Genomic DNA, 26202 nt, shown 5'->3' on the forward strand with positions numbered 1-26202 from the left:
AGGAAGCCCTCTTTAAGTAGAGAGCTTCCTAATAGACTTCTTTAAGTACATATTAATTTTAATGGGACTGAGAATGTATCCATACAATAAGAATATGATGTTGATAAAATACTGTGCATATCATTAGTTAACTCTGTTCCCTTAACTCCTGGTTGTACAATTATAATTTGAAGCTCAGCTGGCTGTATCAGTAATTTATTTCTTATTTTATTCAAAGTTAGAACATCACCCTTTTCAAATCTAGATGGTCTATTTTTTTTAATCCGCTCTCGTTCCCTATAAATCATTCTTTCTATCATTCCAATAATATTTTGTTTCCAAAAAACCGATTTATCTGCCTGTCCACACACTTCATATAAATCATTTACACGTTTACCTGCATTTTTCCCATGTGCATACTTACAATGGAAAAATTTAATTTGAACAGATTTGTCTCTTTCGGCAATAGTTACAATATCAGCTATCTCTCCAGCATCATCGTCATCAAATATAATACTGTAGTTCCCGGTTTTATCCAATTCTTTAATTACATTATATTGAATAGAATTCTTTCTTTTTGAATACGTTCCGTTTTTATATTGAGATTCCACCTGAATATTTACCTTTAACGCATCCCAATCCCAAGAATATATGGAATTAGATGGGAACTTAGTGACTCTATCCTTCTGTAATCCAATTAAAATGTTTCCTTGAATCGAATCACCATTTACAAACCAAATCGTAGGCGGGTTTTCATTAAAATAGTCTGTTAACAGTATTGATGATTTATTCCCAAACCTTATTTCTGTTGTTACATCTCCTTCTGAATGAAAAACAAATTGATCACCTTCAATTTGAAGATACAACTTTTCATTAAAGAACTCATTTTTTACTGAAAAATATATTTTATCCTTAACCAATTGTACTTCATCTAGTGTAATAGCAACATCACAAATGTTATATTCGCCAGAAATGTTTGATAATACTATCTTACGCTCAGTTTCAAATTCTAAATCATCTGGCCAATCTATTCTATATGGGTGTCTTTGAGGAATACTCTTTATTACTTTTGGAATCAATACTCCTTCCATAATATCTTTTACATCTATCGAAGGATTTAATAGTTTTTCTAAAATTTTATCACACCATTCTTTCCAATAATCTATACTTTCTATCCATCTTGACCAAATAGTTCCTTTATATGAGCACCCTATACTCGTCTTACCATTTCCGTCATATCCATTCCCAAAAATATTTGATTTATAACAGTTTATTTTATTTGATTCTGCTATTCCATCTGCTATATCAATCCCAGCAAACATTTTGTATCTTACAGGGCCGTCAATCCCACTATTCAATCCAACAGTACCTAAAGATAATCTATTTATTCCATGTAAACATTTAAAGACCTGCTCAGATTTAATTATGTTTACACCAGATGGAAAAATACTTTTTAGCAATCTATAACCTTTTGATACATCCGATGCATTTAAAAAAGCAACTTTCTTGTGAACGTTCCAATAGATGACATAAAAATTCCATTGTATATCATTTAAATTTTGTTGAGTTGTCCACCTAACTCCTACCTCTCTTGGTTCTACTATAACTAATACTTTTTCATCTTCATTTATAAAACACTTACAAATATCAGAATTAAATTCCTTTTCCCAATTTCTCCAATTCCATCTGCTATCTTTAACATGATAAGCCCGCATACTAACCTTCGGCTTCATATGTATTAAATTAATATCCTCAACGCTCATAATATTAAATCCTCCAATGAATTTTTGAAGCTCTATTTCCCTATCAATATATTCATTAGATTTTCTTGATAATAGATGATTCCAATCCGCATCTTTTTCATACAAATCCTGTAATGCATCTGCTATATCTTCATCAGCAACATTAGTAATTAATTTCGCTGTGCCCAACCCTTCCTTGCTTCTTGCAAAACGTCCAATAAATTGAAGTGTAATTGGTATGGATTTATATTTATCATGAATAGCAGCTATTTTTAAATTTGGGATATCAATTCCTTCGCCAAACATATCTACACATACCACAATTTTTGCTGAACAATCCCTCAAAGCCTGTATATTTTCTTTTATCTCTTTTGCAGATTGTATATTAGTAACTAAAACCGGATTATATCTTCTGTAAAATTTAATATATATTTTCTCATATAACTCTTGAGCTCGTTCTACTGTATTGGCCCTTACAAGTAAAATATGTTGATATCCTTGTTTAATATCCTGCTCTAATATCTCTATGGCCTTTTCAGCGATAGACTTATCGTTTTTTTTCTCATCAAATTCCTCTATTGGTACAAACTCAATTTTTTTAAAATAACCTTGTTTTTGTGCCAAACGAAGTGGAAAATTATACAAAATTGTCCCATCAACTTTTTTACCATCTTCTCTAAATGGAGTAGCTGTAAATTGCATTATTTTACTATTACTAAAATGAGACTTAAAAGTAGACCATGTTTTCGAACTAATATGATGTGCCTCATCTACAAACAAAACATCAATTGTCTCTGATAGAAAAGAAAGATACTCTTTAGACATTCTTGAAGCCAAGGCCATTGTTGTAACAATAATATTTGCCTCTTTTATTCTTCTCTTGAACTCCTTTGGATCTTTAATCCCTTGACCATATAAAAATACATTAGGCGGTAATACACTGTTATCTAACATTCCAATGCTATAAAGAATCCCAAATCCCTTAGCTTTTTCATAAATTTGTGACCTTAACAAATCTGAAGGCACAACAATTAATGTTTTTGAAATCCTTTCTGTTACAATCGTCGCTAGCATTGTTTCCGTTTTTCCGGTTCCAGTAGGCATTACAATCGTTGCAGCACTATTACTAACCGTCCAATGTGAACGCATTGCACATAGTGCCCCAAATTGAGGTGCTCTTAATCCTACTTCACTATCATCTCTAGCAACGGTTTCTCTTATCCCTTCCTTCCAGCTATCAATCAGTACTTTAGGAGATTGAAATTTCCCTTTGATTTGATAACCAGAAAATCTATTTTTGCCACTCTTTTCTTCATTTGTATTTACCATACTCCCACCCCCAGGGCTATCCATATTAATAAAAATACATTCCAATTATACAACATTAGGATTTAATGATTCAAAATTCATTACTACTTCCAAAAAAAGCATCTGATTCAAGCCTCAACTTCTTTTTAGAATTATAAAAAAGCGCCCTGCTATGCAGGGCGCTTCCACTTTAAATATTGTCCAGCTCCGCCTCCTAGACCCTCATGTCTAAGAACCTTCCGCACAAGAAGATAAAAAGCATCTTCTGTGCGAAAGAACCTTAGCCAACGGGTCTGAACAGTCGGCTCCGCATTTCTATTTAACCAATAGAACCTTCCATCTCAAACTTGATTAGGCGGTTCATTTCAACTGCGTATTCCATTGGAAGTTCGCGTGTGAATGGCTCGATGAAGCCCATTACGATCATTTCTGTAGCTTCTTGCTCAGAAATACCACGGCTCATTAGGTAGAATAATTGTTCTTCTGATACTTTCGATACTTTCGCTTCGTGCTCAAGTGAAACGTAATCGTTTTTGATTTCGTTGTAAGGAATTGTATCAGATGTAGATTGGTTATCCATGATTAACGTGTCACACTCGATGTTAGAGCGAGAGTTTTTCGCTTTTGGTCCGAAGTGTACGATACCACGGTAAGTTACTTTACCACCATGCTTCGCAATCGATTTAGAAACGATTGTTGAAGACGTGTTTGGTGCTAAGTGAATCATTTTCGCACCAGCATCTTGGTGTTGGCCTTTACCAGCAATCGCGATAGATAATGTTAAACCACGAGCGCCTTCGCCTTTTAAGATAACTGCTGGGTATTTCATCGTTAATTTAGATCCGATGTTACCGTCAATCCATTCCATCGTTGCGTTTTCTTCACAAACCGCACGTTTTGTAACTAGGTTGTATACGTTGTTCGCCCAGTTTTGGATTGTTGTATAACGGCAATATGCATCTTTCTTAATGATGATTTCTACTACCGCACTGTGAAGTGAGTTAGTCGTGTAAACAGGTGCTGTACAACCTTCTACGTAGTGTACGTGTGCGCCTTCGTCTACGATGATAAGCGTACGCTCGAATTGTCCCATATTTTCAGAGTTAATACGGAAATACGCTTGAAGTGGTGTATCAACTTTCACACCTTTTGGAACGTAGATGAATGATCCACCAGACCAAACTGCAGAGTTTAATGCTGCGAATTTGTTGTCTGTTGGTGGGATTACTTTTCCGAAATGCTCACGGAAAATATCTTCGTTCTCTTTTAATGCGCTATCTGTATCTTTGAAGACGATTCCTAGAGCTTCTAGGTCTTCTTTCATGTTGTGGTATACAACTTCAGATTCGTACTGTGCAGATACACCAGCTAAATATTTTTGCTCAGCTTCTGGAATACCTAATTTATCAAATGTAGCTTTAATTTCATCAGGTACTTCATCCCAAGACTTCTCAGATTTCTCAGATGGTTTTACGTAGTACGTAATTTCATCGAAATCTAAGTCGTTTAAGTCGCCGCCCCATTGTGGCATTGGCATTTCATAGAACTTATCCAGTGATTTTAAACGGAAGTCTAACATCCACTGTGGTTCTTCTTTCATACGTGAAATCTCTTCAACGATCTCTTTTGTTAAACCGCGTCCAGCACGGAAAATCGAAACGTCTTTGTCTTTGAAACCATATTTATAATCGCCGATATCTGGCAGTTGCTTCGCCATGTTGGTGTGTCCCTCCTTAGATAACCTCGTTTTTAGGAACCTTTAACATTACTTATCTTCGTTTAAGCCCTTTTCTAACGCTTTCCACGCTAATGTTGCACATTTAATACGTGCAGGGAACTTGCATACGCCTTGTAATGCTTCAATATCTCCTAAATCGATGCTGTCATCGTACTCTTTTCCTAGCATCATGTCAGAGAAAATTTTCGAAAGCTGAAGTGCTTCTTCAATTTTCTTACCTTTTACTGCTTGTGTCATCATTGAAGCTGAAGACATTGAGATTGAACATCCTTCGCCTTCAAACTTCGCCTCTTGCACAATACCTTCTTCTACTTTCATCGTAAGTTGAATACGATCGCCGCAAGTTGGATTGTTCAAGTTAACGGTAACACTATCTTCTAACACGCCATGGTTACGAGGATTCTTATAATGATCCATAATAACTTGACGATATAACGTATCTAAATTATTAAATGACATTTGTGAAATACTCCTTTGTCTTGATTAGCGATTCAACAAATGTATCAATTTCTTCTTTTGTATTATATAAATAGAAGCTCGCACGTGCTGTTGAAGAAGCTTTCAGCCACTTCATAAGCGGTTGTGCACAGTGATGTCCTGCGCGAACCGCAATACCTTCTACATCTAATACTGTCGCTACATCATGAGGATGTACGTCTTCAATATTAAATGTAACAAGACCAGCGCGATGCTTTGGACCATAAATTGTAACGCCATCTACTTCTGATAGTCTTTCTAAAGCGTATTGCGCTAATTCATGCTCATGCTTTTCAATATTATCAAGACCGATTTCTTCTAGGAAATCAATTGCCGCACCAAGTCCGATTGCATTACCGATAATCGGTGTACCTGCTTCAAACTTCCACGGAAGCTCTTTCCAAGTAGATTCTTGTAGATCTACGAAATCAATCATTTCACCGCCAAATTCAATTGGCTCCATATTGTTTAGCAATTCTTTCTTACCATATAATACGCCGATACCTGTAGGGCCGCACATCTTATGAGCAGATAATGCGTAGAAATCACAGTTTAAATCTTGTACATCCACTTTCATATGAGGTGTACTTTGTGCACCGTCAACGACCATAATTGCGCCATTTTCGTGTGCGATTGCTCCGATTTCTTTTACAGGGTTAATCGTTCCAAGTACGTTAGAAACATACATGATAGAAACGATTTTTGTATTCGGTGTAATTGTTTGACGAGCATCTTCTATTGAAATTGTCCCATCTGGTTGAAGCGGAAGATATTTTAAAGTTGCACCAGTTTTCTTCGCAACTTGCTGCCACGGAATGATGTTACTATGGTGCTCCATGTAAGAAATAACGATTTCATCGCCTTCTTTTACATTTTCAAGACCATAGCTAGCCGCTACTGTATTTAATGCAGTTGTCGTTCCGCGCGTGAAAATAATCTCTTCCATTGATTTCGCATTAATAAACTTGCGAACTTTCTCGCGTGCACCTTCATACGCGTCGGTAGCTTTCGTACCGAGCGTATGAACACCGCGATGCACGTTAGAGTTATATTCTTTATAGTAACGTTCTAACGTTTCAATGACTTGAATTGGTTTTTGAGAAGTTGCTGCACTATCGAAATAAACAAGTTGTTTGCCGTTCACTTTTTGATCAAGAATTGGAAACTGTTTGCGTATTTCATGAATATTCATTAGCGAACTTTCCTTTCAATTACCTCAACAAGCTGTGCTTTTACTCCTTCAATTGGAAGCTCATTAACTACAGGTGCTAAGAATCCATGGATGACTAAACGTTCTGCTTCGCGTTTTGGAATACCACGGCTCATTAAGTAGTATAGTTGAGTTGGATCTACGCGACCTACTGAAGCTGCGTGACCTGCCATAACATCATCTTCGTCAATTAAAAGAATTGGGTTTGCATCACCGCGTGCTTTCTCATCTAACATAAGAACGCGAGAAGATTGTTGTGCATTTGATTTAGATGCACCGTGTTCAATCTTACCAATTCCGTTAAAGATAGATGTTGCACTATCTTTTTGTACACCGTGTTTTAAAATCCAACCTTCAGAGTGTTTACCGAAGTGAACAACTTTAGTTGTAAAGTTTTGTGTTTGGTTACCACGGCCAATTGTTACTGTTTTCGTATCAGCATATGAACCGTCGCCCATTAAGTTTGTAACGTTCTCTGAAATTGTGTTTCCGTCATTCATAAGGCCTAGAGCCCAATCAACGCGGCCGTCGCGTCCAACAATACCGCGGCGGTTAACGTAAGTTGTTACGTCTTTTGCTAATAGATCAACCGCACCGAATTTCACTTGTGCGCCTTGTTCCACAATTACTTCTGCTACGATATTTGCAATACCTTTAGCATTTTCATTTGCAACGTAGTTTTCTACATAAGTTGCAGTACTGTTCGCATCAGCTACGAATAATACGTGGTTATATACGTTAGCTTCTTCGCCGTCTACTAAGAATACAGCTTGAAGTGGAGTTTCAAGAACAACGTTTTTCGGAACATATACGAATGCACCACCGTTGATTAATGCAGCATGAAGTGCAGTTAGACGATGCTCGTCTACCTTCACGCCGTCTTTCATTAAGTACTTTTGTACTAGTTCAGCATGCTCAGTTGCAGCTGTTACGATGTCTGTGAAAATAACACCTTTTTCTTTTGCTTCGTCTGCTAAAGAAACGAATGCAGTTGTACCAGTACGTTGCACTAATACACTGTTATTTTCATCGATTAAGTTTTTCACTGCTTCTGGAAGCTCTGTTAAAGAACTTACAGGCTCTTGCTTAGCAGCGTCGCCTTTTCCGATAAAGTCCCATTTGTCAATTTTCGTTTTATCAGGAGTTGGCATTGGAAGTTCAGTTGCTTGTGCAAGAGCTTGTAAGCGGAACTCAGTCAACCAAGCTGCTTCGTTTACTTCGCTTGCGCGTTGACGGATTGTTTCTTGATCGAAAGGTAATGTACCGATTGTCATGTTTATGCTCCTCTCTTACGCTTCTTGCTCTGTTGTTTCGTCTTCAATACCTAATTCTTTTTTAATCCAGTCGTAACCTTCAGCTTCTAGACGTTGTGCAAGCTCAGGTCCACCAGATTTAACGATACGACCGTTCATCATAACGTGAACGAAGTCTGGAGTGATGTAGTTTAATAAACGTTGGTAATGCGTAATCATTAGGCAACCGAAGTCTTCGCCGCGCATTTCGTTAATACCTTTAGATACAACTTTTAATGCATCGATATCAAGACCTGAGTCAATTTCGTCTAAGATTGCGATTTTTGGCTCAATCATCATTAATTGAAGAATTTCGTTACGTTTTTTCTCACCGCCAGAGAAACCTTCGTTTAAGTAACGTTGTGCCATTTCTGGATCCATTTCTAGGAATTCCATGTTTTTATCTAATTTACGGATAAATTTCATAAGAGAAATTTCATCGCCTTCTTCACGACGTGCGTTAATTGCAGAACGTAAGAAGTCAGCGTTTGTTACTCCGCTAATTTCACTTGGATATTGCATTGCTAGGAATAGACCTGCTTGCGCGCGCTCGTCTACTTCCATTTCTAATACATCTTCACCGTCGATGATGATGCTACCTTCTGTTACTTCATATTTTGGGTGGCCCATAATTGCAGAAGATAAAGTTGATTTACCTGTTCCGTTAGGTCCCATAATTGCGTGGATTTCTCCACCTTTTACTTCAAGGTTTACACCTTTTAAAATTTCTTTGCCATCAATTGATACGTGTAAGTCTTTAACCGTTAATGTAGAACCAGCCATCTCAATACCTCCATTAATCCTATATATACATTTTAAAAATTCCTAAAACGTTCATATTCTCATTTTATTCTCATTCTAATTTTATATCAAATAAAATGATATCGCAAACGATGAAAAAAAGTAACAATTTTTTCACAAATGTATATAAGTATTTCACTTGCATCCTTATATGATACACCTTTCTTCTTATTTATATAAAGAAAAAAGGACTGGTAAATTTCCAGCCCTTTCCTTATATTTATTCACTTACCGGAAGTACAGCACCTTTATATTCTTTATTAATAAAATCTTGAATTTCTTTTGAATGCAGCACTTCTACTAGCTCCTTAATTTCTTTTTTCTTCTCGTCACCTTTACGAACTGCAATAATATTTGCATATGGAGAGTCTGATCCTTCAATCGCAATCGCATCTTTTGTTGGATTTAATTTTGCATCAATTGCATAGTTTGAATTAATAAATAATGCATCACCTTCATTATTTTCATATAACTTCGGTGAAAGACCAGGCTCTACATCTGTTTTAAACTTTAAGTTTTTCGGATTTTCTACAACATCTTTTACTGTTGCTTTCACAACATCTACTCCGTCTTTTAATTTAATAACGCCACCTTTTTGTAACAGTGCTAGCATACGGCCACGCTCCGCTACGTTATTACTCATAATCACTGTCCCACCATCTGGTAAGTCTTTTAAACTTTTATACTTCTTAGAATAAATACCCATTGGCTCTAAATGGATTTTTCCCGCGTTTACAATTTTGTATCCTTTTTCTTGAATTTCTTTATCTAAGTAAGGAATGTGTTGAAAGTAGTTCGCATCAATTTCCTTATCCGCTAACGCTTTATTTGGCAGCACATAATCTTGGAATTTTTTAATTTCTAATTTAATACCCTTTTTCTCTAATATTGGCTGTGCCTTTTCTAAAATAACAGCGTGCGGTACGTTAGAAGCTCCCACAACAAGCTTATTCTCCTCTTTTCCTCCGCAAGCAGCTAATGTAAATACAGACAGCGCTGTAACAACTGACAATAGAATCTTTTTCATTTGATGTCCCCTTCTCCCGTATAATTATGTAGTTATAAAAAAGGCTGGCATACACCAGCCCTTTTACAGCAATTATTCTTTTACAGGAACAACTGCCCCTTTATATTCTTTATTAATGAAATCTTCAATTTCTTTAGAATGTAATACTTCTACAAGAGCTTTAATCTCTTTCTTATCTTTATCACCTTTACGAACAGCTACTACGTTTGCGTATGGTGAATCATTACTTTCAATTGCAATTGCATCTTTTTCTGGGTTTAACTTCGCATCAATTGCATAGTTCGAGTTAATTAGAACCGCGTCGCCTTCTTTATTGTTATACACTTGTGGCAATAAACCAGGCTCAATATCTGTTTTGAATTTCAAGTTTTTCGGGTTATCCGCAATATCTTTTGGAGTTGCTTTAACTGGATCCACCCCATCTTTAATTTTTAAAATGCCTTCTTTTTGTAAAATTGCTAAACCACGTCCATGATCAGCAACTGAATTACTCATAATAATTGTCGCTCCGTCTGGAAGTTCTTTTAAGCTCTTATATTTTTGAGAATATACACCAATTGGCTCTAAATGAATTTTTCCTGCTACTTCAAAATCGTATTTTTTATCTTTAATTTCTTTTTCTAAATACGGAATGTGTTGGAAATAGTTTGCGTCTAAATCCTTATCTGCTAACGATTTATTTGGCAACACGTAATCTTGGAATTTTTTCACTTCTAATTCAATTCCTTTTTTCTCAAGTAACGGTTTTGCCTTTTCTAAAATTTCAGCGTGCGGTACGTTAGAAGCACCAACAACAAGTTTCTTTTCATCTTTATCTTTGCCGCCACAAGCAGCTAACCCAAAAATAGAAGTTGAAATAAGTGCTGTAAGTAATAACTTTTTCATTTGAAACATCCTCCCGTTTTTTATTATCGTTTATCTATTCGAGTCGTTACACGATCACCAATCCATTGAATGAAAAATACAACTAGTAATACACAAATTGTCGCAACGATTGTTACGTCGTTATTTCCTCGTTGGAATCCTTCTAAATAAGCAAGTGTTCCAAGGCCACCAGCACCAACAACTCCCGCCATTGCTGTATAGCCTACTAAAGCAATTGTCGTAACCGTAATACCAGATACTAATGCTGGTAACGATTCTGGAATTAACACCTTCAAAATAATTGTGCTTGTTTTTGCTCCCATCGCTTTTGAAGCTTCAATTACACCTTTATCAATTTCACGAAGGGCGATTTCAACCATTCTCGCGTAAAACGGTGCCGCTCCAATAATTAAAGCTGGAAGTGCTGCACTCGCTCCAAGAATTGTTCCAAGCAGAATCTTTGTGAATGGGATTAATAAAATGATTAAAATAATGAACGGTATCGAGCGGAAAATGTTTACGAACGCTCCAATCGCCGTGTTAACCGCTTTGTTTTCCCATAAATTATCTTTCGCTGTCATAAAGAGTAACAATCCTAAAATGAGTCCTAAAACAAATGTGGCAAGAGCTGCGATTGCCGTCATATATAACGTTTCACCCGTTGCTTCTAACATTTGATTCCAATCAACATTTGTGAGTAATTTATCCATGTGCAATCACCTCCAGCTCTACTTGATCTTGATGTATTCCCTCTATTGCTTGCTGAATCGCTGTTTCCTCACCATTTAAATGAACAACTAAACTACCGTAAGAGCCGTTATTCGTTTGTGCGATATTTCCTTGCAAAATGCTAACTTCTATATCACTGCGTTGCATTAATCTTTGAAGTACTGGTCTTTCTACAGCTTCACCGATAAACTGCAAACGAACTACTTTTCCATCTGGATATTTTTCAATTAAACTTTCAATCGTTTCATTTGTATCTTCAGAATCCGTTAACTGCTGTACAAATCGTTTCGTAATATCTTGCTGCGGATTACGGAACACATCAAGTACTGGACCCGTTTCTACAATCTTTCCTTTCTCCATTACCGCCACTCGATTACAAATCTTTCGAATTACGTGCATCTCGTGTGTAATAAGTACAATTGTTAAGCCGAGACGTTTATTAATATCTAATAATAGATCTAAAATTTGATCTGTCGTTTCTGGATCAAGAGCGGACGTTGCTTCATCACATAAAAGTACTTGCGGATTGTTAGCTAACGCTCTCGCAATACCAACACGTTGCTTCTGTCCTCCGCTCAGCTGAGATGGGTACGCGTCTCCTCTTCCTTCTAATCCAACAAGATGAATTAACTCATCCACGCGTTTCCTTCTCTTCGCCTTATCAACACCTGCAATTTCAAGTGGGAACTCAATATTTTCACGTACAGTTCGTGACCAAAGTAAGTTGAAGTGTTGAAAAATCATTCCGATCTCTTGTCTTGCCTTACGAAGTTCGCTTCCTGTAATCGCTGAAATGACGCGATTTGCAATTGTAATTTGACCTGAAGTTGGTTTCTCTAGCTGATTGAATAATCGAATTAAAGAACTTTTTCCAGCGCCACTATATCCGATAACACCAAATATTTCACCTTTCTCTATTTTTAAATTGGCATTATCTACAGCAGTGACATCACCGCTTTTTGCTTTATATATTTTCTTTACATTCTCTAATAGAATCATGGTGTATCACCCCTTTTTTTAATAAAAAGCGTAAGCGGCTCGCTTAGAACAAGAGGACGCCCAAATCCCAGACGTAGAGGCGCTTTTTGCCTCATAGGAAGGGATGAAACGACCGACTGTTCTAGCCGCTGGAGCTAGATTTTTGATCGACTCCGCAATTTTTTATTTTTGATGCGTGTAGTCCACCGTTCTCATTACTTTTATTATTTGAATGTCCTCCACATTCAAACAACAAAAAAACCTTTCCGCTTTAGAGAAGCAGAAAGGTTTATATGCGTATATAACAACATTATCCCTCTCTCTCATCTCTCAAAGCATTTGCTTTGCAGGAATTGGCACCATTTCAACATAAGTTGACGGTTGCCGGGCTTCACAGGGCACAGTCCCTCCACCTCTCTTGATAAGAGAAATCAGATTACATTTTCGTCTGATTTGTAATTTATGAAATTGTCTATATTTTATGAATTGAATTGTATCAATATCCACACACCATGTCAACAGAAATTTTCGTAAAAAACGAAACTTCAGAATTTTAAGCGCCCACTGACATCGGTTTACATATATGAAACATCGATTCAATTAATAACATCGTTCGATACGTTCCCGAATATTGTATACGTCCATCGTTCATTAACGTTTGCAATCGTACATTGCCATTCACCAATTGTTTTACATCTTCTTCATCTACACAAACGATTTGCTCCGTTCCTCTTTCTTCTTTCAACAGTTCTATATAATCTCTTGAAATTTGTAACGAACAACTTTCATCTCCAAAGCGGAAATTAACAGTTTTTTCTCCTTGTCTTAAAAGCGGCTCTAAATGATATTGACCATTAGCGTAATTTACAAATGATTGAAGCAAAGAATATAATTCCACTCTAAATCACATCCTTCATATCACTTTCTATTACATACCATTCCCTCTCACTAAAGAGCAATCCTGTTACTTTCGCTCGACAAATACTGTAACCACCCTGCATCTCGACATATTTCCCAAGAAATATGTCGAGGCGGCAAAAACTTTGCCGCCTACTTTAATTCCGTATATAAATATTCAACCGAATGAAATGCATATATCTTCTTCATGAGTGTCCCATTTTCAAAAACAAGTAAACAAGGCACACTTTCAATTACATACTCTTTCGCGAAATGCGGAGCATAATTTAAATCTAACATTCCAATTTTGAGATCTTCAATTGTCATCTCAACGACTGTTAACATCTTTTTTGCTAATTGGCATGTTCCACACATTGGAGTATATACATATAACACTGTTTTTTCTTCATTCTCTATTAGGGCTGTAGCTTCGGCTCCTGTCCAGTCAATCACTTCTATCATTCCTTACCGTAAATATTCTGTATAAACGTCAATGTCAGCTCCCCATAATACATTTGCTAAGTGTGAAGATGGCGCTGTTGCCACTTCCCGGTACGAGCGATCAATATAAATATGCTCTGCTTGCGGAAATTCTTTTCGAAACTGTTTCCTTAACTTTTCTCCAGCATCATCAGCATCCACTAGCACATACACTTCCTTATCAAAAAACTGATCAACGAGCTCATCCATTTTCGACAAACCAATTGTACCATTTGTACAAACAATTTCCACCGGTTCACGAATAATAGATTCAATCTTTCTTCTATCTGATGTACCTTCTACAATAATGACTTTTTCTACATAAATCATATGTCATCACCCGATCACCATATACTATACAACCTTTAACTTAGTATATAGTATATTCGTTATTTTCATGTTGTTTCCTGTTTATTTTTGCAAAAGAAAAGCGCAAGCGGCTCGTTCAGATTACAAAGCCCCATGAAACCTTATCGAAAAACATTCATTCCTATAATAGCTTATTCATTTGCGCTCGTTTTTAAATGCATTATGTAACACAAAATAAAAAAGGACAGCACAAAGGCTGTCCTTCAGTCGACTATAATTAGTCTTGGTTTGTCATTTCTGCATATTTTTCAGCAGTTAATAACTTTTCAACTTGGCTTGCATCAGAAAGTTCAACTTTAACCATCCATGCACCCTCGTATGGAGATTCGTTAACAAGTTCTGGTTGGTCACTTAATTCTTCGTTTACTGCTACAACTTTACCGCTTACAGGTGCGTATAATTCAGAAACTGTTTTAACAGATTCTACGCTTCCGAATGGCTCGTCAGCTTCGATTGTTGCACCTACTTCTGGAAGTTCAACGAATACGATATCGCCTAGCTCACTTTGTGCAAAGTGAGTAATACCGATAACAACTTCATTACCTTCAGTTTTTACCCATTCGTGTTCTTCAGAGTAACGTAAATTATTTGGAATGCTCATGACTGTACCTCCAGTGAATGTATTAATTATGTAAAAATACCTTATTGGTACTTTTTCCACACACTTTCAAACTGCTCTTCGTTAAAACCAAGTGTTACCTTCGTTCCATCTGTTACAATTGGACGTTTAATCAACATGCCATCAGATGCTAAAAGCTCGTACATTTCGTCTTCGCTTGCATCTTTCAACTTATCTTTCAGACCAAGTTCACGGTAACGCATTCCACTTGTATTAAAGAATTTTTTTAATGGTAATTCACTTTTTTCATGTAAATTACGTAAATCTTCTTTTGATGGTGGATTTTCAACAATATGAATCATCTCATATGCTACATCGTTTGCCTCAAACCATTTCTTTGCTTTTTGACATGTGCCACACTTTGGATATGAATAAAATGTTACTGTCATAAATTCACCTACTTTTTTACTAACCTTTACCTTTATCATATAGAAAACGTTTTATTATTTCAAACCATTATTCGCTAAACTTTTACTTATTTCGTGATAATTTTTAATAATCCTGCGAATTTTTCTTATTTTTCCGCCATTTGTTAAGGAAAAATAAATATATAAATTTTTTTAGATTCTTCTCTTATCACTCGCCGAACATATATCTTAAACAAACGTTTGATTAACTCCCCTTTTTTCTTTGTTAACCCTTGAGCTGTATCGCTTTCTTCCTACCGAACATACATCTTAAACAAACGTTTGATTAATTCCCCTTTTTTCTTTGTTAACCCTTGAGCTGTATCAGTTTCTTCCTACCGAACATACATCTTAAACAAACGTTTATTTAACCAGTTCAGCCTAGTCAAAAAACCTGGAAATACTTCACATAACAAAGACGTACAGATAAAAGGAAATAATGATTTTAGCCGTAATAGTGAGAGTATTCCATGATGCTAAAGAAATTACTGCAAAGAAAAAGCCATGTATACACATGACTTTCATAGCATAATCACTTCTATATTCAATACAAATTAAAGTGAATTATATTTCTTTACTTTTAAAGGAATAGATATTACATATAAATCGATAGCATAAGTAATAATCAAAATTCCTTTTTCCCCATCTCTTTGGAAGGCATTCGAATCCTAAGAACATAATAATAGCCCAATACTCATTAACTTAGCTACTTTTCTTTTTTCCATGATATTTCAAATTCTCCACCATGTTCTTCTGTTATAATTTTAACTTTATATGTATCATCTTTAGACACTTTAATATTATTACTGTTTCCACTATTAACTTCCAGTATTGTATTATCATTTGAATCTAAAACATAAGCCTTTATGGTTCCTTGTTTAGTTTTATCATCAAAAGTAAATGTCCAGCTTTCACCTTTTTTTACATCCATATCTTGAGTTGCAAAACCTGTGAAACTTTTATACTTTCCATCTATACTATTTGAACCTCCATGAACCTTACCACCAACAATCGTTCCCTCTCTTGTAAAACAACCACTAAGAACCACCAAACATAGAACAAATAATAATGTATTTTTAATAATTTTCAACATCATTCCCCCTTATCCTCTTATTTACATTTTTTCTTTCATAAAGAAAAAATGTAAATAACGTGATGAACCTTGACAATCCCCTTGTTAGAGTACCATATAAAAAATAAAAAGGAGTAATAAGCAATGAATATTAAAATAGTGGATATATCAGACAAATTATTAGATGGATATAAAGTTTTAGTTCAAGTAGATAGCAATCAATTTATCGCTGAGTGGGATGGCGATAAGCCAGAAAAATACGAAAACTATAATGTAGAAATACATATAGATGATGAATTTATATGGAATACAAATATAGCCTTTTCAGATAAAAATGCAAATGCAATAATTCAGAATAGTAAAGGCTTTAAAGTAATTGCTAAGCTAGATTATAACGTTGAGGATAACTTAGCAACACTACATATCTACGATAGTATAATACTAATTGATTTAGAAGAAATCGAGCAAGATATAGAAAATGAATGGGTAGAAATGCAGTGCACTTCAATTAAGATATTTAATACTAATTTTTAAAAGAAACCCATTACATAAATATGGCATAGTCGTTATGATGTAATGAGATATAGAAAGAGTAAACGAGTATATAAATAAAGGTGTTTATATGCATATGAATATCCTACTGCAATTCCTGCTCAAGCAGACGCCACTAACCAATACCAATTACAAAGGGAGATGTGGAACTAACATTATCACCCCTTAATAAAACGAGCTAATAATGGATGCGCTTCATTAAAAATTTATATTTAAATCCGCAATAGCTGATATAAAATTATAAACCGGTATCATTACATCTCGCATACGTTGTAAAGCTTGCATGAACTTCTCAATCATATTTTTATCTGTGCTTCTGCATAAAAAATAAGAAGCCTAATTCACAGGCTTCTTCATCATCTATTCAAATAATCTGCAATGGTTTGAAATACGACGATATACATATTATGAATACTTTCTTCAGTATTTCCGCCATTAGATAAACCAACTGCCCATTGTTGTCCTTCACCACTTCCGATATTTGCAAACCCTTGCGTATACATCGCATTTACATCTTTTCGGGCACTGTTATACTCTATCCCTTTTGTAATAAAAATCGAATATGATTTATCTTGTAAACCGATAAAAAATACTGGTTTCTTTAGTGATGAAAATACATTTTTATATTGCTCTGTTGAGGCTTCTTGAAAGTGATCTTTCATTATTAGAAAACCATCTACTTCCTTAGATTTCTTTTCCAGTTCCTCTAACTTTATTTCCTCAAACTTTACATTCCTAAACGTATCTTTCGGTTTTTCTCCAACAACTCCAATTACGAGTGCTCTTCCGTTATATTCTAATTTCTCTCCTTCTTTATCCTTTGCACACCCAGCACTCGCTAGGCATATCAATATAAAAACTAAGAAATACGATAAACGCTTCATTTAGCACCCTCCCCTTCTTTTCAGTCAAGTGACAAAAACGTAAGGTGAATTCAAGAAAATGTAAGCAAAATCGATAGCCCAAATTGCGTTTCTATATTATAATCAATTGAATTTACTTACATTACTAAACATAGGAGATTATCATGAAGAAATTTAAACTTTCATCTTTTCTTCCGTTAAGTTATATACTTCTACTCGTACTCGTAAGTCCCCTTTACGATGTATTAAATAAATCGACTGTACACGCAGTAGATGTCACAACTGTAGTAGATGATTGGATTCCATTTGTGAAAGCATTTATTATTCCTTATTTACTTTGGTTTCCTTACTTATACGGCGCACTTATTTATTACTGCTTTGCAGATCGAAAACAATATTATGTCACTTTAAGTAGTATCATTCTTGGAAAACTTGCTTGTTTTTCCATTTATTATTTTTGGCAGACAACTGTACCACGTCCAACCGTCGTTGGAACAGACGTATTTTCCGAACTAGTCCGCTATATTTATAGTATCGATCAACCGGTAAATTGTTTCCCTAGCATTCATGTTCTTACTACATTTGTCATTATGCTAGCTGCCTTTAAACGTAGAGAACAGCATGCTTTTGAATATTACATCCTTACCTTCTTCGGTACGCTTATTATTTTATCAACGCTATTTACGAAGCAACATGCATTTGTAGACGCCATTTCTGGAATGACTCTTGCAAGCATACTCTACTTCGGCGTTCAGCTTTTATTAGCAAAAGAAACCGTACGTGTTCCAGTAAAACAAAATCATAAAATGTAAAAAGCAGACTGTGGCTTCTCAGTCTGCTTTTCTCTATATAAAAGGAGATTTTCAAGTTAAGATTGCGGTACAGTCATATCACCAGAGTGAATACGGCCTGCTTTTTTAAGAGCAATGTAAAGTATATAAGAAACAGCTACTGGAATGACGATATAAGTGATTACCATCGCTGGGACAACTTCCCATCCTTCGCTGGAAATTAAATTAATTGGTGCGATAAGAGAACTTAATCCAAGACCTGCAATTTCTTTTCCTGCTTCCAGTTGGAAAATTAATGCGGATACTGGACCAACTATCGCACTGGCGACGACAGTTGGGACGAGAATCATTGGATTTTTAGTGATATTTGGCAACTGTACTTTCGGAGTACAAAGAGCTTGAGCTAATATGCCACCTAAATTATTTTCTTTCGCAGAGATGACAGAGAATCCGATAAACTGAGCAACGCAGCCTGCAAGAGCAGCACCACCTGCAACACCGTCTAAGCTAAGTGCGATCGCTAACGCAGCTGATGAAGCTGGAGAGATAAGTAATAATCCCCAAACGACTGCAATGACGATAGAAGCGATGAACGGGCTACCAGCTGAACTATCTTTAATGAATGCTCCAACTGCATTTAAAACAGGAGTAATATTATGAGATAACCAAATGCCGACTAAACCAGAACCTAATATTGCCGCAAATGGAACGAGCATCATATCTAACGCAGTTTTTCCACTTAAACGTTTACCAATATATACAGCTAAAGTCGCTGTTAATAATGCACCGATTGGCTCACCTGTTTTAATAATTAGACCTGCTTCAGTAATTGAAATGGATCCGGCACCAATCGCTCCAGCTACCATAGCCGAGAAGATTACAAGGCCATTTGCACCGAGCATAAAAGCAATTCCGGCACCAATGGCTGGTGCCATAAGTGATTTTGCAACAACTCCGATTGTAATAAGCAACGGAATATCAACAATTCTTCCTATATTTTCGATTAGTAAACCAATTCCAAGGGATACGAAAATACCTTGTGCGATTCCAGCTGATGCTTTAAATACACGAGACATTATATATTCCTTCATTTGTTTCACCTTCTCCTATAAGTTAGTAGCCAATTGTTTTCATATAATCACGTAAAATGTCGTTTGATTTTGCGAATCGAGATTCTTCATCCTCTGTTAAATTTAGTTCTACAATTTCTCTTATACCATCTCTAGTAATAATAGCTGGCACTCCTGTACAAATATCATATTCACCATACTCACCATCTAAAATAGCTGATACAGCAATTACACGGTGATCATCGTTAAAGATTGAGTTTGCAATATATGCTAGAGAGTTTCCGATTCCGTAATAAGTAGTACCTTTTCGTTTATAAATTTCCCATCCGGCTTTTGCAGTCTTCTCAACGATTTCATCTAAATCTATTTCACCAAATCGTTCTTTTTGTTCTTCTAAGATTTGCAGAATTGGTTTTCCACCAACAGTTACGTGTGACCAAGCAACCATTTGAGAATCACCATGTTCCCCTAATGAATACCCGTGAATACTACGAGGATCTACATGTAACATTTCAGATAAAATTGTTCGTAAGCGAGAAGAATCTAGTGATGTACCAGTACCGATCACACGATTTCTAGGTAATCCAGATAATTTCCACACTTGATATGTAATAATATCAACTGGGTTTGATGCAAGTAAGAAAATACCATCAAATCCACTTTCCATTACGCCGCCAACAACACTTTCCATAATCTTTGCGCTTGCTCCTAAAGTATCTAAGCGACTTTGCCCTGGTTTTGGTGCTGGTCCTGCTGTAATAATAACAATGTCCATATCTTTGCAGTCTTCATAACTTCCTGCATATACTTTTGTTCTTGTATTTGTAAAGTTAATGCAGTGTGATAAATCCATTGCTTCCCCAACTGCACGTTCATGATTTATATCAATTAATAATAGCTCTTCGCAAATGCCTTGATTGACAATGGAATATGCACAACTTGATCCAACTAATCCAGTACCGATAATTGCAATTTTTCTTGTATGTCTTTTCATAGCAATCTCTCCTAATTGATCATATAATCTATTTCTTTTGTTCCTTACACTCCTAATTATAGAGGTTCCCACGATAGAAACCATGGATACTTTGTGAAATATTGAGCAAAGTTTTTGTCCTTTTTGTGAATTGTTATATTCCATTTTCGTCATATTTGTTACAACTGGAAAAATATTTATTATGTATTTATTGACATATACAAAAAGAAAACGAGCGAATAGATTCGCTCGTTTTCTTTTTTCTGTTATTCCGCACTTAATTGACTTTTTAATTGTTGTACAATCATTGGATTCGCAGGTGCTGCTGGCTTGTAATAACTCTTTTGCTTTGCATACTCATACATATTACGTTGACGCATCTCATCCTGATTACGAATTTGAATTAACGTTTGGTGTAACTGTTCATTATCAGACTGAGCAATATAATTTGCATAACTTGTTAAACTTGCATTTAATCCTGCTAAATAATCATTTACCATATCTTTTTCATTCATGTTCTGCTTCCTCCTATCCTAGAAAAGTCATTAATTGTTGCTTCGTATTTCGTGCATCTTGCGCATCTTTTTGTAGCATTTGTTTCAATTGTGGATCTGTACACGTTTGTGCATACTGCTCTAACTTGTTAATAATTGTTGCGTGTCCACCAATTAAATGACGTAAGTTTTCTACTTCAAGCTCTGTTAAGTTTTGCATAGAATACTCCTACCTTTCTTTGTTCGTTCACTGTTAGTATTTAGCTATTTTTTGATTGTATACATAAATTAACTTTTTCACGTGCATACAAAATAAAAGATGAATAGCTAAGCCATTCATCTTTTATACTGGTTATGTATTTATTTTTATAGAGATACAATCATACTTATACTCACAAGTAAGTTCCATACAATATGTAAAATAATACTAGGTATAATAGATTGTGTCTTTTTGTATAACATTGCAAATACCATTCCCATAATCGTTGCCGTAATTAGAAGACCTCCATGAAGAATTCCAAAAACGAAGGAAGAAATCATGATACTAACTAAAAAATTATATCTCTTTTCTAAAAATCGATATAAAATACCTCGAAATAGAATTTCTTCTTTAACCGGTGTAATGATAGCAACACTTAACACATATATAATACTTTGTATGCTATTTCGAAGTCCTAAACTCCCTAATTGTTCCTTTTGTTCTGCTGCACTTTCAAAACTAAACACATGTAACATTAAATATTGTGATAATGCAATGACAATAAAGCCAATTAATAGATATAAATATGTCTTCCAACTCTTCAAAACGGATAAATCCCAAATAGATTTAATAAAATGAAGAACTGGTTTATAAGCTAATAAAACGATAACAACAACAGATGCATCGAATAAGAGCAAATAATATCCTTCTAATTTAGTACTTAACGCTTCTTCTCCATAAATCCCAAAGGCTAAACCAAGGAATAGTCCTCCTAGGAGTGAAATCCCTATAATCATTGCTATCATTACAAATAGATTTTTATATGTTATATTCTCTATTTTTCTTTCTGCACTATACGCTTCTAACACTGTTTCACTCACAGTATCCCTCCAGTTATTCTCATTTATATCATTAAAATCCTTTAATTTAAATATAAAGATAATATAACAAATTTTACAAAAAGAATAATATGCAATTTTACATATTATAAAAACTTTATATTTTATAGTTTTAGGAATAGAATTGCTATGCAATAATTATTGTATGAAATTTCAAAAAACACTTCCTATTCACCATAAACCTCGCATCATATGCACTAAAAAACCTTAGAATCGCTTCTAAGGTTTCCGGCTATCCATATTCAAGACACTATACTGATAAGCAACGAAAAAATTAATAATATAACTACCAACCCGCCGGTTATTCTTGCTATAAATTTCTTTTGTTCGCCCGCACTTGAAACAATAAAACGGAAATATAATATACCACCTATCGCAATAAGAATACATTCCGATATGATACTAATAGCCGGAAATCGCCACAAACCAAACCCAAGCATAGGTAAGTCTCCAAAATTCCCTGGAAGTAACGGCAAATCAGCACGGTGCACAAGTAAATCTAAAATCCAATGACTAAAAACTACAGCTCCAATAACAAAGCCATTTCGCTTTGCCCACAGCCTCGTACCGACTATTCCTGCAACAAAAGCAATAAACAGTGCTCCTATTAAAGAGTGTGTGTAATCCGCATGAATGATTGCTTCACCATAACTATTCCTGTTAATAGGTTCAATTGTCTCTACTCCTAAAATATAAAGTGGCAAAAAAATGACATCCAACAATTGTGAGCTTACCATAAGAGCCCAAATTGGTAGTTTAGGTGATTTGGCTTTTACTACTGCCGCTAAGCCAAAATGCCCTGCAAACATTTCACATCACATCCTTTTGTCATGTGCCTCCAACAAACCGCAACTTACTGTACAAAAGCATAATCAGATGTTTTCTTTCTTCTTATTCATTTTCGCATTACATGTAATCCTTTAATAAACGTTTCCAACAATACATGTAAACTTATATCCAAATCTAACGGCAAACCAAATCCACCCTGCTGCTCAATCGACGCAAATCCATGACAAATACTTCTGAATCCACGTGTCGCATGAAGTGCATTCTCTCCTTCTAAGCCGTACTGTTGTAAAACTTGAAGACAAAGCTTTACAATCCCGTCACCTGCTTTTCTTACTTCTTCATCTCGTAAAAAGGTTGCTTCATACAGTCCAGGGTGTTTACGTACGAATGCTACATACGCTTCTCCTAAAGCATGAATTGCTTCATCCATCCGTTTACCCTCGGCCGCTTCTTCCAGTTTGTTATACAGCTGCTTGATTCCGTAAATACCAAGATGTTTCCGTACATCTTGTAAACCTTTCACATGATTGTATAGCGAAGGTGAACGTACCCCTAATGTTTGCGCTAATGAAGCTAACGTTACTTCTTGTATTCCATTTGTATCTGCAATTTCTGCTGCTGTTTCTACAATTTTCGGTAGTGTAAGCCCGATTCTCGGTGACATAAATTAACCCTCTTTCCTACTTTCTATATTCCGCTTCGCTTCTTTAATAGCAAGCTCTATGACAGCCCCTGGATCGTTTATCATTTTTCCATGTCCTGCCGCAAGCAAGGACGGCTCATATTCTCTTAACTTCTCTGCACTTTGTAATGCAACTTCTTTACTCCACGTTGCCATCGCCGGAAACGGAAACCAAAATTTCATTTGTCCTGAAACAGCCATACCTCCTCTTGTTTGGAATGCATCCCCGACAATCAGAGCTTTATTTCTTACATCAAGAAACGACATGGAGCCTGGCGTATGTCCCGGTGTCCTAATCGCAAGAAGCGATCCAACTCGGTCGCCATCTTCTAATAAAACATCAGGTACCGTTTTTATCTTTTTAGGTACACCGCCTTTTATTGGCGTATTTGGTTCATCCTTTTGTAACGTCGTATCTCCTTCTAACAGCTTTGCGTCCCTCTTAGAAATATAGACTGGAACATGAGGAATTACTTCCTTTAATGCGTCTAATGCACCGATGTGATCATCATGCGCATGTGTTAATACAATCTTAGTAATTGGTTTCCCTATTTTCTCAGCCGCCTGCAAGATCCCTTTTGCGCTATATGGCAAAGCAGCATCAATTAAAGTTAAACCATCTTCTTCCTCCACAAAGTAACAATTTACAGGAAACACTCTTGGCAAAAATGACAATTGATATACCGTTTTTTCATGCATCATTCTCATATTCCCATCTCCCTCTTCACGAAAACTAATACCGTTAGTTTTATTATACTAATGGTATTAGTTTTATGCCACTAAAAATTTCATTTTTTCAGAAAAAAGAACAGTAGCCGTATAAACGACTACTGTTCTTTAAAGGTATTAAACTGTGTAACGCTCATCTTCTAAAATTTTCGCAGCAATTTCACGTTTCTTCGGAATTACGTTAAGTGGTGTGTGGCGAGTTAATTTACGTAATGATGATAACATCATGCGTAGCATGTCGCCGTTTTCAACTGCGATAAGTGTTTCTTTCGCATCTGCTTCGATTTCGTTAAATGCTTCTTGGCAGAATACTTCAGTGTATAACACTTTTTGTTTATTCTTTTCAAGACCAGTTGTTTTAATGGCTTTTTCTGTACGAAGAACAGCTGATTCCATTGCGTATAAGTTGCTTACGATGTCAGCGATATTCACAAGAATTTCTTGCTCTTTATCTAATGCTTTACCGTATTTTTGAGCAGCTAATCCAGCTACCATTAAGCCGATTTTCTTCGCGTTATTTACTAAATATTTTTGAAGTGCTAATGGCTCATCGCCTACTTCTTCTGGCATCATCATCATTAACTCTTCTTGTAATTTTTGTGCTTTTTGAAGAAGTGGTAATTCACCTTTCATCGCTTTACGTAAGAACGTACCTGGTACGATTAGGCGGTTAATTTCATTCGTTCCTTCGAAAATACGGTTAATACGAGAATCGCGATACATTCTTTCAATCTCGTACTCTGCCATAAATCCGTAACCACCGTGAATTTGAACACCTTCATCTACTGTATAGTCTAGTACTTCAGAACCGAATACTTTGTTTAAAGAGCACTCGATTGCATATTCAGCGATAGAAGCTGCTACTGCTTTACCGTCTTTTACTTCTTCTTCAGATAATGTGCTCATTCGGCTTTCGAATAAGCCTACTGTACGATATACAGAGCTTTCAGCTGCATATGTTTTTGCTGCCATATTCGCAAGTTTCTCTTGAATTAATGGGAAGCGAGCGATTGGTTGTTTGAACTGTTGACGTTGGTTTGCATATTGTGCTGAAATTTCTACTGCACGTTTCGCAGATCCAACTGTACCAACACCTAATTTATAACGACCAATATTTAAAATGTTGAATGCGATAATATGACCTTTACCGATTTCACCAAGTAAGTTTTCTTTCGGTACTAACGCATCTTCTAAAATTAACGTACGAGTTGAAGAACATTTAATACCCATTTTCTTTTCTTCTGGGCTTGTAGATACACCAGCGTAGTCTTTCTCTACGATAAATGCTGAGAAGTGCTCTCCATCAATTTTTGCGTATACGATAAATACGTCAGCGAATGCAGAGTTTGTAATCCACTGTTTTTCACCATTTAATACGTAATGTGTACCTTCTGCATTTAAACGTGCCGTTGTTTTTGCACCTAATGCGTCAGATCCTGAACCTGGCTCTGTTAATGCGTATGCAGCTAATTTTTCACCAGTTGCAAGTAATGGTAAATACTTTTTCTTTTGCTCTTCGTTACCGAATAACACGATTGGTAAAGATCCGATACCTACGTGAGCACCGTGAGTAATTGCAAAGCCACCAGCGCGAGAGAATTTCTCTGCGATTAACGCTGAGCTTACTTTATCAAGACCAATTCCGCCGTACTCTTCTGGTACGTCAGCGCCTAATAAACCAAGTTCCCCAGCTTCTTTTAAAAGACGAACAGAACGATCAAACTCATGTTGCTCTAAATATTCAAGCTCTGGAAGAACTTCATTTACGATAAAGTCCTCTGTCGTTTTTGCAATCATTTTATGCTCAGATGAAAAATCTTCTGGCGTAAACACTTGATCAATCGTAATCTCATCTACTAAAAAGCTACCGCCTTTAACCGCATTTCCTACTGTTTTTTCCATGAAAATTTCCTCCTTCATATTTTCATAAGCCGCTTCTTTCATTTCGAAAGAAGCTGGCTCTCCCGTTTATTTTTTATAAACCTTTGTTGCTTCCATTCTTTGCATTGTCGGCGTCTCGTTGTGAACGAGCCGCTTCCACTTTTTTCAATCCAGTTCCAGCGGCTAGAATGTTCGGTGGCTTCGCTTCTTCCTGCGAGGCAAAGAGCGCCTCTACGTCTGAAGCTCCATCCCCCTCACATTCTGAGCAAGCCGCTTCCACTTTTTTTCATA

29 protein-coding genes and 1 riboswitch are annotated in these 26202 nt (G+C 36.0%); of the genes, 2 read left to right on the plus strand and 27 right to left on the minus strand.

Translation table 11 applies throughout. The features are described 5' to 3' along the window. Positions 1-41 precede the first annotated feature (41 nt). From ACTFSI_RS22730 to ACTFSI_RS22805, 16 genes are all read right to left on the minus strand, one after another. Positions 42-3050, minus strand: a complete 3009-nt coding sequence (locus ACTFSI_RS22730) for a DEAD/DEAH box helicase (RefSeq protein ID WP_440045655.1) — start codon at positions 3048-3050, stop codon at positions 42-44. 298 nt (positions 3051-3348) lie between these two features. Beyond that, positions 3349-4746, minus strand: coding sequence for a Fe-S cluster assembly protein SufB (sufB, locus tag ACTFSI_RS22735; RefSeq protein WP_001118823.1), 1398 nt, complete (start codon positions 4744-4746; stop codon positions 3349-3351). Positions 4747-4794: 48 nt separating this feature from the next. Further along, positions 4795-5226, minus strand: coding sequence for a Fe-S cluster assembly sulfur transfer protein SufU (sufU, locus tag ACTFSI_RS22740; protein ID WP_000009523.1), 432 nt, complete (start codon positions 5224-5226; stop codon positions 4795-4797). After that, positions 5216-6436: a cysteine desulfurase SufS gene (gene sufS / locus ACTFSI_RS22745; RefSeq protein ID WP_001020761.1), complete on the minus strand. Its 1221-nt coding sequence runs from the start codon at positions 6434-6436 to the stop codon at positions 5216-5218. Before sufS ends, sufU begins: the two co-directional genes overlap by 11 nt. Continuing rightward, positions 6436-7728, minus strand: coding sequence for a Fe-S cluster assembly protein SufD (sufD, locus tag ACTFSI_RS22750; protein ID WP_000152165.1), 1293 nt, complete (start codon positions 7726-7728; stop codon positions 6436-6438). Before sufD ends, sufS begins: the two co-directional genes overlap by 1 nt. A 15-nt stretch (positions 7729-7743) precedes the next feature. Then, positions 7744-8529, minus strand: coding sequence for a Fe-S cluster assembly ATPase SufC (gene sufC, locus ACTFSI_RS22755; RefSeq protein WP_000929157.1), 786 nt, complete (start codon positions 8527-8529; stop codon positions 7744-7746). A 238-nt stretch (positions 8530-8767) separates the two neighbouring features. Next, on the minus strand, positions 8768-9574 hold the full coding sequence (gene metQ / locus ACTFSI_RS22760; RefSeq protein ID WP_000722401.1) for a methionine ABC transporter substrate-binding lipoprotein MetQ: 807 nt from the start codon (positions 9572-9574) through the stop codon (positions 8768-8770). 72 nt (positions 9575-9646) lie between these two features. Continuing rightward, positions 9647-10459: a methionine ABC transporter substrate-binding lipoprotein MetQ gene (gene metQ, locus ACTFSI_RS22765; protein WP_044791042.1), complete on the minus strand. Its 813-nt coding sequence runs from the start codon at positions 10457-10459 to the stop codon at positions 9647-9649. A 23-nt stretch (positions 10460-10482) separates the two neighbouring features. After that, a complete protein-coding gene (locus ACTFSI_RS22770) occupies positions 10483-11148 on the minus strand; it encodes a methionine ABC transporter permease (protein ID WP_000359556.1) in 666 nt (221 codons plus the stop codon). Continuing rightward, entirely contained in the window at positions 11141-12166 is a 1026-nt protein-coding gene (locus ACTFSI_RS22775; RefSeq protein ID WP_000601777.1) for a methionine ABC transporter ATP-binding protein, read from the minus strand. Before ACTFSI_RS22775 ends, ACTFSI_RS22770 begins: the two co-directional genes overlap by 8 nt. A 299-nt stretch (positions 12167-12465) precedes the next feature. Beyond that, positions 12466-12573, minus strand: a riboswitch (SAM riboswitch). Positions 12574-12698: 125 nt separating this feature from the next. After that, positions 12699-13043: a hypothetical protein gene (locus tag ACTFSI_RS22780; protein WP_000424933.1), complete on the minus strand. Its 345-nt coding sequence runs from the start codon at positions 13041-13043 to the stop codon at positions 12699-12701. Positions 13044-13195: 152 nt separating this feature from the next. After that, positions 13196-13504, minus strand: a complete 309-nt coding sequence (locus ACTFSI_RS22785) for a thioredoxin family protein (protein WP_440045656.1) — start codon at positions 13502-13504, stop codon at positions 13196-13198. A gap of 3 nt (positions 13505-13507) precedes the next feature. Beyond that, positions 13508-13852 (minus strand): toprim domain-containing protein, encoded by a 345-nt coding sequence (locus ACTFSI_RS22790; protein ID WP_000640869.1) that lies wholly within the window; start codon positions 13850-13852, stop codon positions 13508-13510. A gap of 256 nt (positions 13853-14108) precedes the next feature. Further along, complete coding sequence (gcvH, locus tag ACTFSI_RS22795) at positions 14109-14492, minus strand: glycine cleavage system protein GcvH (RefSeq protein WP_000026900.1); 384 nt, start codon at positions 14490-14492, stop codon at positions 14109-14111. A gap of 41 nt (positions 14493-14533) precedes the next feature. Further along, the gene (locus tag ACTFSI_RS22800) at positions 14534-14899 is read right to left on the minus strand and encodes an arsenate reductase family protein (RefSeq protein ID WP_000218967.1); all 366 of its coding nucleotides are present in this window, start codon (positions 14897-14899) and stop codon (positions 14534-14536) included. Between the two features lie 724 nt (positions 14900-15623). Next, on the minus strand, positions 15624-16010 hold the full coding sequence (locus ACTFSI_RS22805; protein ID WP_138320808.1) for a hypothetical protein: 387 nt from the start codon (positions 16008-16010) through the stop codon (positions 15624-15626). 123 nt (positions 16011-16133) lie between these two features. On the opposite strand from ACTFSI_RS22805, the gene ACTFSI_RS22810 reads away from it, so the two are divergent. Next, positions 16134-16523 (plus strand): hypothetical protein, encoded by a 390-nt coding sequence (locus tag ACTFSI_RS22810; protein WP_070807095.1) that lies wholly within the window; start codon positions 16134-16136, stop codon positions 16521-16523. A gap of 374 nt (positions 16524-16897) precedes the next feature. Here ACTFSI_RS22810 and ACTFSI_RS22815 read toward each other — a convergent pair whose 3' ends face one another. Further along, positions 16898-17425, minus strand: coding sequence for a hypothetical protein (locus tag ACTFSI_RS22815; protein ID WP_044791041.1), 528 nt, complete (start codon positions 17423-17425; stop codon positions 16898-16900). A 143-nt stretch (positions 17426-17568) separates the two neighbouring features. Between ACTFSI_RS22815 and ACTFSI_RS22820 the strand changes: the two genes are divergently transcribed. Then, a complete protein-coding gene (locus ACTFSI_RS22820) occupies positions 17569-18216 on the plus strand; it encodes a phosphatase PAP2 family protein (RefSeq protein WP_000713766.1) in 648 nt (215 codons plus the stop codon). 56 nt (positions 18217-18272) lie between these two features. Here ACTFSI_RS22820 and ACTFSI_RS22825 read toward each other — a convergent pair whose 3' ends face one another. The 10 genes from ACTFSI_RS22825 to ACTFSI_RS22870 form a co-directional block, all read right to left on the minus strand. Further along, on the minus strand, positions 18273-19286 hold the full coding sequence (locus ACTFSI_RS22825) for a PTS transporter subunit IIC (protein WP_000666170.1): 1014 nt from the start codon (positions 19284-19286) through the stop codon (positions 18273-18275). A gap of 22 nt (positions 19287-19308) precedes the next feature. Beyond that, a complete protein-coding gene (locus ACTFSI_RS22830; protein WP_000820657.1) occupies positions 19309-20259 on the minus strand; it encodes an L-lactate dehydrogenase in 951 nt (316 codons plus the stop codon). Between the two features lie 245 nt (positions 20260-20504). Continuing rightward, positions 20505-20753: a spore coat protein gene (locus ACTFSI_RS22835; RefSeq protein WP_001002987.1), complete on the minus strand. Its 249-nt coding sequence runs from the start codon at positions 20751-20753 to the stop codon at positions 20505-20507. A gap of 13 nt (positions 20754-20766) precedes the next feature. Further along, on the minus strand, positions 20767-20952 hold the full coding sequence (locus tag ACTFSI_RS22840) for a hypothetical protein (RefSeq protein WP_001180555.1): 186 nt from the start codon (positions 20950-20952) through the stop codon (positions 20767-20769). 146 nt (positions 20953-21098) lie between these two features. Next, positions 21099-21812, minus strand: a complete 714-nt coding sequence (locus ACTFSI_RS22845) for a lysostaphin resistance A-like protein (protein ID WP_440045657.1) — start codon at positions 21810-21812, stop codon at positions 21099-21101. 260 nt (positions 21813-22072) lie between these two features. Further along, positions 22073-22639 carry a permease gene (locus ACTFSI_RS22850; protein ID WP_440045658.1) on the minus strand — a complete coding sequence of 189 codons (567 nt, stop codon included), beginning with the start codon at positions 22637-22639 and terminating at the stop codon, positions 22073-22075. 86 nt (positions 22640-22725) lie between these two features. Next, positions 22726-23283: a TetR/AcrR family transcriptional regulator gene (locus ACTFSI_RS22855; RefSeq protein WP_000074917.1), complete on the minus strand. Its 558-nt coding sequence runs from the start codon at positions 23281-23283 to the stop codon at positions 22726-22728. A 3-nt stretch (positions 23284-23286) separates the two neighbouring features. Beyond that, positions 23287-24009, minus strand: coding sequence for an MBL fold metallo-hydrolase (locus tag ACTFSI_RS22860; RefSeq protein WP_440045659.1), 723 nt, complete (start codon positions 24007-24009; stop codon positions 23287-23289). A 138-nt stretch (positions 24010-24147) separates the two neighbouring features. Further along, positions 24148-25932 carry an acyl-CoA dehydrogenase family protein gene (locus tag ACTFSI_RS22865; protein ID WP_000416278.1) on the minus strand — a complete coding sequence of 595 codons (1785 nt, stop codon included), beginning with the start codon at positions 25930-25932 and terminating at the stop codon, positions 24148-24150. A gap of 73 nt (positions 25933-26005) precedes the next feature. Further along, entirely contained in the window at positions 26006-26191 is a 186-nt protein-coding gene (locus tag ACTFSI_RS22870; protein ID WP_000386909.1) for a hypothetical protein, read from the minus strand. Between the last annotated feature and the right edge of the window lie 11 nt (positions 26192-26202).

The organism is Bacillus cereus group sp. MYBK101-2 (assembly GCF_051918845.1).
GTDB lineage: Bacteria > Bacillota > Bacilli > Bacillales > Bacillaceae_G > Bacillus_A > Bacillus_A paranthracis.